The organism is Providencia sp. PROV189, from assembly GCF_028480065.1.
GTDB classification, from domain to species: Bacteria; Pseudomonadota; Gammaproteobacteria; order Enterobacterales; family Enterobacteriaceae; genus Providencia; species Providencia stuartii.
In genome coordinates this window covers 1-9,590 of the sequence record NZ_JAMPOG010000051.1, presented here as the reverse complement: position 1 = coordinate 9,590, position 9,590 = coordinate 1, and the positions used below count along the sequence as shown (strand labels likewise).

Sequence of the window (9,590 nt, the reverse complement as noted above, 5' to 3'; positions counted from 1 at the left end):
ATGACTATGTATAAAATTGGGCAAATTGCGCGTCTCGCCGATGTCACACCAGACACGATTCGTTTTTATGAAAAACAAGGTTTGATGGGGCATAAACTGAGGACAGAAGGTGGCTATAGGTTGTATACTGAGCAAGATTTGCAACGGCTTCGGTTTATCCGTTATGCTAAGCAACTCGGCTTCACCTTAGAAGCTATCACTGAGTTATTATCAATACGTGTTGATCCTGAGCATCATACATGCCAAGAATCGAAGCAAATTGTTGATTTACGCTTGTTTGAAGTTGAAAAAAAGATACAAGAACTTATTATTATGCGTGATTCACTGAAAATGCTCAGCTCAGCTTGTTGTGGTGAAGAGCATGCGTCGACATATTGCTCGATAATGGAAATACTTGAGAAAGGCGCATCGAAAGTTTATTAATCGAAAATTTACTTTAAATTCATTTTTAAAAGAAGGTATATCATGAGTCGATATCAACATAAACGTGGTCAAATTAAAGATAATGCGATCGAAGCATTGTTACATGATCCGCTATTTAGACAAAGAGTAGAGAAAAACAAGAAAGGGAAAGGAAGTTATAACCGTAAAGCAAAACATGGTAAAGGTAATAACTGGGAGGCCAGTGGTAATCAGTTTTTTAACTTATTACCACTGGTTTTCTAGTATCACTTTTTATTTTGTTCTTTTAATAAATCACGAATTTCTGATAATAACACTTCTTCTTTACTTGGCGCCGGTGGTGCTTCAGGCTCTGCTTCTTTTTCACGACGAACTTTGTTCATTACTTTAATTGCCATAAAAATAGCAAATGCGACGATAACAAAGTCAAATACAGTCTGTATAAACATACCATAATTAAGCACTACAGCAGGAATATCCCCTTCGGCGGCTCTTAGTACGACGCTAAATTGTTTAAAGTCAACTCCACCAATTAATAGACCCAATGGCGGCATAATGACATCGGCGACTAATGAAGAAACAATTTTACCGAATGCAGCACCAATAATGATACCGACAGCCATATCGACAACATTGCCCTTCATCGCAAATTCGCGAAACTCTTTTAAAAAACTCATTCTACCCCCTAATTGAAAACTATTTGTGACAAAATAAATATTTAGTTAACAAATTATAGTATCTACTTTAATTAAGCTGCAAATAAGATTGTCGTTTTATTTTGATAATTATAAAAAGAAGGGGCTTGGTTGGAATAATTTTTCAACATCAGGAACATATTTCTTATCGGTAATGAACATAATGACATGGTCTCCTTGTTCGATTATATGATAATCACTGGCAATAATGACTTCATCTTCTCTAACTAAAGCACCAATAATGGTTCCTGGCGGGAGTTTTATATCTGAAATCTTTTTACCAACAACTTTAGAGGTATTTTCATCGCCATGAGCAATTGCTTCAATTGCTTCAGCAACACCTCGTCTTAATGAAGAAACACTGACAATATCGGCTTTCCTAACATGACTTAATAATGCTGAAATCGTCGCCTGTTGCGGTGACACTGCAATGTCAATAACACCACCTTGAACTAATTCAACATAAGCAGTTCTTTGAATGAGCACCATAGCTTTTTTGGCCCCCATTTTTTTCGCTAACATGGCTGACATTATGTTTGCTTCATCATCATTTGTTAGAGCAATAAAGACGTCCATCTGTTCAATATGCTCTTCTGTAAGTAACTCTTGGTCGGAAGCATCGCCATAAAATACAATTGTGTCATGCAGCAATTCAGCGAGTTCAGTTGCTCTTTGTTGATTTCGCTCGATAAGTTTTACACTGTAATCTTTTTCTAGCCTTTTCGCTAAACCAGCACCGACATTACCCCCACCCACGATCATGAGGCGTTTGTATGGTTTTTCTAAGCGCTGCAATTCACTCATCACTGCTCGAATGTGTTGAGTTGAAGCCACGAAAAAGACTTCATCACCAGCTTCGATGATTGTTGAACCTTGAGGCCGAATCGGACGATCTTGACGAAAAATGGCAACAACTCTGGCATCAATATGTGGCATGTGCTCGCGTAAACTGGAAAGGGCATTACCCACTAATGAACCACCATAGTAGGCTTTAACCGCAACAATACTGACTTTCCCTTCAGCAAAATTGACGACTTGGAGTGCACCAGGGTATTGGATTAATTTATAGATATAATCAATCACCAATTGTTCTGGGGAAATCAGGTAATCAATAGGGATTTGTTCAGGCAAAAATAACTTGTCTGCTTCACGGATATATTCAGTCGCCCTAATACGTGCAATTTTATTTGGTGTATTAAAAAGGCTATAGGCGATTTGGCACGCGATCATATTCGTTTCATCAGAATTGGTGACGGCAACCAACATGTCTGCATCTTCTGCCCCCGCATCACGTAGTACGCGTGGATGTGACCCATGGCCGTTTACAACTCGGAGATCAAATTGATCTTGCAATTGGCGCAAGCGATCAGCGTTAGTGTCAACGACAGTAATATCATTGTTTTCATCCACTAGATTCTCAGCGAGGGTTCCGCCAACTTGTCCAGCACCTAAAATAATGATTTTCATTGAATATTCCTATCTCAGACAAGTTTTATTGGATTAGTTCTCTTGTTTGACCAAGCGCGCGTAAAAGAAGCCATCACCACCAGTTATACTAGGTAGTATCTGTAAGCCTGCTGTTGTGCCATCATTAAGAGAGGCTTCAGGGTGCTTAGCCAAGAAGTTTTTTATTTGTAAGCTATTCTCTTCAGGCATAATTGAACAGGTCGCATAGACAAGGGTACCGCCAACTTTTAGGTAAGGCCAAATTGATTCTAATATTTTAGCTTGAAGTTCGGTGAGTTCATTAATGTCAGAATCGCGCCTTAACCACTTTATATCAGGATGACGGCGGATAACGCCTGTTGCTGAGCATGGGGCATCAAGAAGAATACGATCAAACAGTTGCCCATTAGCCCACTCTTCTGGTTTTGTACCATCACCTTGAATGACCGCTGCTTGCTGTTGCAAACGTTGCAAGTTTTCTTTTACACGTTTAAGGCGGTGCTCATCAATATCAACAGCAACGACATGTGCTTTTGGTGCAAGCTCCAGTATATGAGTTGTTTTACCACCGGGTGCTGCACATAGATCAAGGATCGTTTCATGATTTTGTGGTTCAAGCAGTTCCGCACACCCTTGAGCAGAAACATCTTGCACAGTTGCCCAACCTTCTTCAAAGCCAGGAAGCCTTGTAACTGAAGTTGGCTCTGACAGTTTTATCGCGCAGGGGTGATGTGGATGCAATTCAGATGCAATCTCATTTTCTTCTAGGTATTTTTGATACTGTTCAGCAGTGTGATGTTGGGAATTAACCCTTAACCACATGGGAGGACGCTGGTTATTTGCATCAATAATCGTTTGCCACTTATCAGGGTAAGCATTTTGAAGGCGCTTTAAAAGCCAGCTCGGATGAAGGTATTGGCTACTATTATTAGTATTACGCTCTTCGAGTTGAGTTTGTTGCCGTTGGAATGATCGTAGCACACCATTGATAAGCCCTTTTAATTGAGGGCGTTTTAGTGCAACTGCTCCATTGACCGTTTCCGCTAAAGCGGCATGAGGAGGAATACGTGTATAGAGGAGTTGATAAATCCCCACCATAATCAAGTAGTGCAATGTTCTCTGTTTACCTGTTAGTGGTTTCTCCATAAGCTGAGCAACAAACCATTCTAGTTTAGGTAAATAGCGTAGGACACCAAAGCAAATCTCTTGTAATAGAGACTTATCTTTTTCATTTATATTTTTTTGTAATTCAGGTAGTACCGTACTGAGAGACTGGCCACCATCAATGACTTGACTGATGGCTACCGCTGCGATGCTACGCAAGTTATATGTATTTTTCATAAGTGAAGGTGAGTCTATTCGTCACGAAATAAATTTGCCTGAATATATTATCAGGCAAATTTATTGGCTTTCTAATTAAGTTGCTGTCCAGGAGTGAACCATTCTCGGCGTGAGTTGAGGAGATCTTGCGCTCCCATGGCCTTTTTACCCGGTGGTTGTAACTGAGTGATATTGAGTTTTCCGTTACCTGTTGCAACGCATATGCCATTTTTATCAGCGCTGAGGATAGTGCCTGGTTGCTCATTATGGTTTTCGGCAATGACTTGTGCCTGCCATACCTTAATAAGCTGCTCTTGAACTGTAAAATAGCTCATTGGCCAAGGATTAAATGCCCTAATACAGCGCTCTATTTGTTCAGCGGATTGTTGCCAATCAATACGAGCTTCCTCTTTAGATAACTTTTCAGCGTAGTTTGCCAGAGAGTCATCCTGTTTTTCAGGCACACATTGCTGATTGGATATCAGTTCTAACGTATGGATCAATGCCTCTGGGCCAATCACTGCCAGTTTTTCATAAAGTGTTGCACTAGTATCTTCAGGCATAATTGGGCAACTTGCTTTATACAGCATATCTCCAGTATCTAACCCTTCATCCATTTGCATAATGGTTACGCCAGTTTCAGCATCACCAGCCCAAATTGAGCGTTGAATAGGTGCAGCACCGCGCCAGCGTGGTAGTAAAGAACCGTGTACATTCAGACAACCTAAACGCGGAATATCTAAAACGGCTTTTGGTAAAATAAACCCATAAGCAACAACAATCATCAAATCTGCGTTGTGATCTTTGATCCATTGATGATTATCTACATTTTTCAGCGTAGTAGGCTGAAAAACTGGAATTTGGTGTTCTTGTGCTAATACTTTGACAGGGCTTGGCGTCAGCTTTTTACCCCTCCCCGCGGGCTTATCTGGTGGTGTAAGAACACCGACAACCTGATGTTTAGTTTTAAGCAAAGCGGCTAAGTGCCCAGCCGCAAAATCAGGTGTACCTGCAAAGATAATTTTTAATGATTCCGACACGGTTATATTTCCCTGTATAAATCTGTCTAGTTAGCTGTTTTTGCTGCTTTAGCTCTCATTCTATCTAGTTTTTCAACCTTTTGTCGGATACGCTGGCGCTTTAATGGTGATAAGTAATCAACAAACAATTTACCAACAAGGTGATCCATTTCATGTTGAATACAGATAGCGAGTAAGCCATCGGCTTCAAGTTCAAAACTATCGCCATTATAGTCAAGGGCACGAACCTTAACATGCTCTGCTCTGGGGACAAAACCATGTTGTTCAGGAATAGAAAGACAACCTTCTTCAATACCCGTTTCACCTGATTTGTCTAATAATTCAGGGTTAATAAGAACAAGTCGTTGATCCCGCGTTTCCGAGACATCAATAACAATGATCCGCTGATGAATATCGACTTGAGTCGCAGCAAGACCGATACCTTCTTCTTCATACATCGTTTCGAACATATCATCGACGATCTGTTGAATTTCGGCATCAACTTTTTCTACTGGCTTAGCAATTGTGCGTAAGCGTTCGTCTGGGTAATGTAATACATTTAATACTGACATAAATTTTTTCGAGCAGCGTCCAAAAAAGTGAATAGGAATTAATGCCTATTCTAGACATTTATCAGTCATATTGACAGTATTGGTTACGATTTGTTCACAGATGAACCTTTACAATAAAGTCAGGAAGACGCCATGGATGTGCAAGAAATTTGGTTAAGAATGTCTCAGGTGAGCCGGCTATCACCACATAAGGCATTAAAAATTATTAATAAGCTAAGGATATTAGAACAAGTATGCTCTTCTGTTTTACAGGAGTGTGGGTTAAGTGAACTGCAGTGTTTACAGTTTCTACACGTGCCATCTGTAAAATTAGCTCAAACGCTTAAATGGCTAGAAAAGGAAGAAAATCAACTGATTACTTTTTGTGATTCCTTGTACCCTTCCTTATTAAAGCATATATCTAATCCGCCACTCGTCTTGTTTGTAATAGGGCAAAGTGAGCTGATGGCGACAGCACAAATCGCAATAGTCGGTAGTCGGCAAGCGAGTGAGTATGGCCGTAAATGGGCGGATCGGTTTGCCAATAAATTTACTGACTATGGTTTTACAATTACTAGCGGGTTAGCATTTGGTATCGATGCTGTAAGTCATCGCGCGGCACTCGCAGCAAATGGGAAAACAGTTGCCGTTTTAGGGAGTGGATTAGCAAATATTTATCCTAGGCAGCATACTGCGCTGGCGGAGCAGATTAAACAAGAGGGGGTACTAATCTCTGAGTTTTTACCAAATGCGCCTCCGCTACCTAGGCAATTTCCTCGACGAAATCGAATTATTAGTGGCTTAAGTAAAGCGACAGTCGTGGTAGAGGCAGGGTTGAAAAGTGGCTCATTGATAACGGCTCGTTATGCCATTGAGCAAAATAGAGACCTTTTTACGATACCCGCACCACTTGGTAATTCAGCTTACAGTGGTAACCATTGGTTATTACAACAAGGAGCATATCTACTTGTTGAACCCGAAGATATCAAACACCATATAGAGGTTGGGTTAAATTGGTTGCCAGTCGAGCCATTAGAAGAAGAAACGCTGAATGCTGAATTTAATCTGACAGAGAATAAAATATTGAGTATGGTTGAGTATCACCCTACACCTGCAGATGTGATTGCTGAGCGTGTACAACAGCCGATAACAGAAGTCATTGCTGTTTTGACGGAACTTGAGATAGACGGTGCTATCGCTTCTGTTACTGGTGGGTATATAAAATTAAGTTAGTTGGCTAAGAGAAAATCATGTCAAAGCAATTGCCTTTTGAAACAGAGAAAAATGAACATTGTCCTGAATGCGGTTCTTTACTGGTCATTCGTAATGGTGCACATGGGCCTTTTTTTGCTTGTTCTTCGTACCCTCAATGTCATTATCTCAAACCTATGCGTCCTTCGGCAGAAAGCCATGTAGTAAAAGTATTAGAAGGGCAAGCATGTCCACAATGCGGTCATGATTTGGTTTTGAAGCAAGGGCGATTTGGTATGTTTATTGGATGTAGTCACTACCCAGAGTGTGAGCATATTGAATTAATTGATAAGCCAGATGAAACGAAAGTTGCTTGCCCCCAGTGCCAGACAGGTCACCTATTACAACGTAAGTCTCGGTTTGGAAAAACATTTTATGCGTGTGATAGCTATCCGTCTTGCCAATTTATTCTCAATCATAAGCCTGTTTCGGGTGAATGTGAGTTTTGTCATTATCCATTACTTATGGAAAAAAGGGGTGCTCAAGGAGTAAGATTATTTTGTGCCAGTAAACGATGTGGTAAACCACAAAAAGAATAATGAGTTAAAAAGATGCAAAATAAAGCTACACCTGCAATTGAAAATATTATTATTTCCCTGAACAAAGGGGAAGTTATCGCTTATCCCACTGAAGCCGTATTTGGATTAGGTTGTGATCCTGATAGTGAACAAGCGGTTAATAAGTTACTTGAGTTAAAACAACGTCCTTGGGAGAAAGGGCTAATTCTTATCGCAGACAATTATGAACAGCTGAAAGACTATGTGGACGATAGTCAGTTGACTGATGAACAAAAGCAAACGATGTTTGCAAGCTGGCCAGGGCCTGTGACTTGGGTTATCCCAGCCAAATCATCCACTCCGAAATGGTTAACTGGGCGTTTCGATACTTTGGCGGTAAGAGTAACAGATCATGGGTTAGTAAAAGAGCTCTGTCGCGAATACGGTAAGCCATTAGTATCTACAAGTGCGAATTTAAGCGGTCAGGAGCCATGTAGGACAACCAATGAAGTTCTAGAGCAGTTTAAGGGAAGTATCCCTGTGCTTGATGGAATGGTGGGGGGCCGTCAAAACCCATCAGAAATTCGGGATGCTAAAACAGGGCAACTTTATCGTAAAGGATAACTATTATATGGGTAAATATGCCGTTTTTGGTCATCCGATAGCGCATAGTAAATCGCCAATTATACACCAGATGTTTGCTGAACAGACGGGTATTGCGCTGGAATATGAACGTATTTTGGCACCACTAGATGGCTTTGAGCAGTCATTGTCTGCATTTTTTGCTCAGGGAGGGATGGGGGCGAATGTTACGCTACCTTTTAAGGAAAACGCATATCAAATGGTATCTGAGCTAACAGATAGAGCTCAATCGTGCGGTGCAGTAAATACCGTGATGAAACTGGATAGTCACCGGTTATTAGGTGATAACACGGATGGTGCTGGCCTTTTGCTAGATCTTCAACGGCTTAATTTTATTCATAGCAATAGCAAAGTATTAATTATTGGTGCTGGTGGTGCAACGAGGGGGGCTTTATTACCTCTCTTAGAATTTGGGTGCGAAATTACGCTAACGAATAGGACTTTTTCTAAAGCAGAAACATTAGTAAATCAATTTGTTAGCTTTGGAAAAATAAAAGCACAGCCGATCGAACAGATCAAAACAGCCTGTTTCGATCTCATCATTAATGCGACTTCATCTGGAGTGAGTGGCGAGATCCCCGCAATTGATCCCGCTGTATTTTCTGCGCGGGTGGCATGTTATGACATGTTTTATCAACATGGTTTAACACCATTTCTATCGTTCGCGAGTTCTCATCAGGTAAATCGCCTTGCCGATGGTTTAGGTATGTTAGTTGGGCAAGCCGCTTTCGCTTTTAAATTATGGCATGGAGTACTTCCAGATATAGAGCCGGTTCTTCTTGAATTACAAAAGGAACTGAAAAAGTGAATCAAGCTATTCAATTTCCAGATAGAGAAGAGTGGAATGCTGCTACAAGAAAAGTCCATTTTCCGGTATTAATTAGTGGAATGTTAGCTGAATGTGTAATATCAGACTCGTTGCTTTATCGGCGGTATGGAGAAGGGGCTGAGCCATTAGTGCTTTTCCAAAATAACCGTTGGGATATAGAAGAAGAGTTTGAGGCCTTGATAGCTCAAGGCCCTCAGGAAGATGATAGTGTTTATTCTTTACCAGAAGATAAATAATCATTCTTCCATTGAACGTAGTTATTCGCTGAATAACGTAGATGTTCTAATTCAGCTTCCGTTAGTTTACGGGCAGCTTTAGCTGGGCTACCAACATAAAGGTAGCCACTTTCCAGTTTTTTGCCTTGGGTGACGAGGCTATTTGCGCCTATAACTACGTCGCTAGCGATTATTGCTCCATCAAGAATAATAGAACCCATACCGACTAATACGCGATCCCCGATTGTGCAACCATGAAGCATCACTTTATGTCCGACGGTGACATCTTCGCCAATAATTAGAGGGTTGCCTTCTGGGTTATGTTTTGATTTGTGTGTTACGTGTAAGACGGAACCATCTTGTATATTAGTGCGAGCACCAATTTCAATGTAGTTCACATCACCACGTAATACGGATAAAGGCCAAATACTGACATCATCAGCTAAACGAACATCGCCGATCACAACAGCTGAAGGATCGATAAAAACGTTAGAGCCAGTGGTGGGATAAATATCGAGATAAGGTCTTAAGTGTTTGTTCATAAAGATGACCATAGTTGATAATTAGTGGTATTAAATAGAATAGTCGATATCTATTCATATTATGAAGAAGAGTATCCTTCAAAAAAGAGGGTATTTGTTGTTTGTTTTATAGTCACAATGCTAGAAAAAAAAACATAGTGATGATTTTATCTTCAAACAGTACTTTTTTTCAAAAAAAGGG

General features: G+C 40.5%; 13 protein-coding genes. 7 read left to right on the top strand and 6 right to left on the bottom strand.

Annotated features, from left to right (window positions below; all coding sequences use genetic code 11):
- The first annotated feature begins 6 nt into the window (after nt 1–6).
- Both zntR and PR833_RS19355 read left to right on the top strand, forming a co-directional pair.
- Nucleotides 7–423 (top strand): Zn(2+)-responsive transcriptional regulator, encoded by a 417-nt coding sequence (gene zntR / locus PR833_RS19360; RefSeq protein WP_014657272.1) that lies wholly within the window; start codon nt 7–9, stop codon nt 421–423.
- 42 nt (nt 424–465) lie between these two features.
- Nucleotides 466–666 (top strand): alternative ribosome-rescue factor A, encoded by a 201-nt coding sequence (locus PR833_RS19355; RefSeq protein WP_004926423.1) that lies wholly within the window; start codon nt 466–468, stop codon nt 664–666.
- Between the two features lie 2 nt (nt 667–668).
- Here PR833_RS19355 and mscL read toward each other — a convergent pair whose 3' ends face one another.
- The 5 genes from mscL to def form a co-directional block, all read right to left on the bottom strand.
- A complete protein-coding gene (mscL, locus tag PR833_RS19350; protein WP_004926421.1) occupies nt 669–1,079 on the bottom strand; it encodes a large-conductance mechanosensitive channel protein MscL in 411 nt (136 codons plus the stop codon).
- Nucleotides 1,080–1,187: 108 nt separating this feature from the next.
- Nucleotides 1,188–2,564, bottom strand: a complete 1,377-nt coding sequence (gene trkA, locus PR833_RS19345; protein ID WP_004926419.1) for a Trk system potassium transporter TrkA — start codon at nt 2,562–2,564, stop codon at nt 1,188–1,190.
- Nucleotides 2,565–2,597: 33 nt separating this feature from the next.
- Entirely contained in the window at nt 2,598–3,884 is a 1,287-nt protein-coding gene (gene rsmB / locus PR833_RS19340) for a 16S rRNA (cytosine(967)-C(5))-methyltransferase RsmB (protein WP_014657273.1), read from the bottom strand.
- Nucleotides 3,885–3,955: 71 nt separating this feature from the next.
- The gene (gene fmt, locus PR833_RS19335) at nt 3,956–4,903 is read right to left on the bottom strand and encodes a methionyl-tRNA formyltransferase (protein ID WP_004926415.1); all 948 of its coding nucleotides are present in this window, start codon (nt 4,901–4,903) and stop codon (nt 3,956–3,958) included.
- 26 nt (nt 4,904–4,929) lie between these two features.
- The gene (gene def, locus PR833_RS19330) at nt 4,930–5,454 is read right to left on the bottom strand and encodes a peptide deformylase (RefSeq protein ID WP_004926414.1); all 525 of its coding nucleotides are present in this window, start codon (nt 5,452–5,454) and stop codon (nt 4,930–4,932) included.
- 132 nt (nt 5,455–5,586) lie between these two features.
- On the opposite strand from def, the gene dprA reads away from it, so the two are divergent.
- From dprA to PR833_RS19305, 5 genes are read left to right on the top strand one after another with little or no spacing between them, the layout of a single operon-like run.
- Entirely contained in the window at nt 5,587–6,666 is a 1,080-nt protein-coding gene (gene dprA / locus PR833_RS19325) for a DNA-processing protein DprA (RefSeq protein ID WP_272526441.1), read from the top strand.
- A gap of 17 nt (nt 6,667–6,683) precedes the next feature.
- The gene (locus PR833_RS19320) at nt 6,684–7,223 is read left to right on the top strand and encodes a DNA topoisomerase family protein (protein ID WP_004926410.1); all 540 of its coding nucleotides are present in this window, start codon (nt 6,684–6,686) and stop codon (nt 7,221–7,223) included.
- A gap of 12 nt (nt 7,224–7,235) precedes the next feature.
- Nucleotides 7,236–7,805 (top strand): L-threonylcarbamoyladenylate synthase type 1 TsaC, encoded by a 570-nt coding sequence (tsaC, locus tag PR833_RS19315; RefSeq protein WP_004926409.1) that lies wholly within the window; start codon nt 7,236–7,238, stop codon nt 7,803–7,805.
- 7 nt (nt 7,806–7,812) lie between these two features.
- Nucleotides 7,813–8,631: a shikimate dehydrogenase gene (aroE, locus tag PR833_RS19310; RefSeq protein WP_014657275.1), complete on the top strand. Its 819-nt coding sequence runs from the start codon at nt 7,813–7,815 to the stop codon at nt 8,629–8,631.
- Nucleotides 8,628–8,888 (top strand): DUF1488 domain-containing protein, encoded by a 261-nt coding sequence (locus PR833_RS19305; RefSeq protein WP_004926407.1) that lies wholly within the window; start codon nt 8,628–8,630, stop codon nt 8,886–8,888. Before aroE ends, PR833_RS19305 begins: the two co-directional genes overlap by 4 nt.
- On the opposite strand, the gene PR833_RS19300 is transcribed toward PR833_RS19305, so the two are convergent.
- Nucleotides 8,864–9,409, bottom strand: coding sequence for a gamma carbonic anhydrase family protein (locus tag PR833_RS19300; protein WP_014657276.1), 546 nt, complete (start codon nt 9,407–9,409; stop codon nt 8,864–8,866). The genes PR833_RS19305 and PR833_RS19300 overlap by 25 nt on opposite strands.
- Between the last annotated feature and the right edge of the window lie 181 nt (nt 9,410–9,590).

Excerpts from the sequence above, each read along its gene's own strand:
- trkA (WP_004926419.1), bottom strand. The coding sequence starts at position 2,564 with ATGAAAATCATTATTTTAGGTGCTGGACAAGTTGGCGGAACCCTCGCT.
- tsaC (WP_004926409.1), top strand. The coding sequence starts at position 7,236 with ATGCAAAATAAAGCTACACCTGCAATTGAAAATATTATTATTTCCCTG.
- PR833_RS19320 (WP_004926410.1), top strand. The coding sequence starts at position 6,684 with ATGTCAAAGCAATTGCCTTTTGAAACAGAGAAAAATGAACATTGTCCT.
- dprA (WP_272526441.1), top strand. The coding sequence starts at position 5,587 with ATGGATGTGCAAGAAATTTGGTTAAGAATGTCTCAGGTGAGCCGGCTA.
- PR833_RS19355 (WP_004926423.1), top strand. The coding sequence starts at position 466 with ATGAGTCGATATCAACATAAACGTGGTCAAATTAAAGATAATGCGATC.
- aroE (WP_014657275.1), top strand. The coding sequence starts at position 7,813 with ATGGGTAAATATGCCGTTTTTGGTCATCCGATAGCGCATAGTAAATCG.
- def (WP_004926414.1), bottom strand. The coding sequence starts at position 5,454 with ATGTCAGTATTAAATGTATTACATTACCCAGACGAACGCTTACGCACA.
- zntR (WP_014657272.1), top strand. The coding sequence starts at position 7 with ATGTATAAAATTGGGCAAATTGCGCGTCTCGCCGATGTCACACCAGAC.
- rsmB (WP_014657273.1), bottom strand. The coding sequence starts at position 3,884 with ATGAAAAATACATATAACTTGCGTAGCATCGCAGCGGTAGCCATCAGT.
- PR833_RS19300 (WP_014657276.1), bottom strand. The coding sequence starts at position 9,409 with ATGAACAAACACTTAAGACCTTATCTCGATATTTATCCCACCACTGGC.
- mscL (WP_004926421.1), bottom strand. The coding sequence starts at position 1,079 with ATGAGTTTTTTAAAAGAGTTTCGCGAATTTGCGATGAAGGGCAATGTT.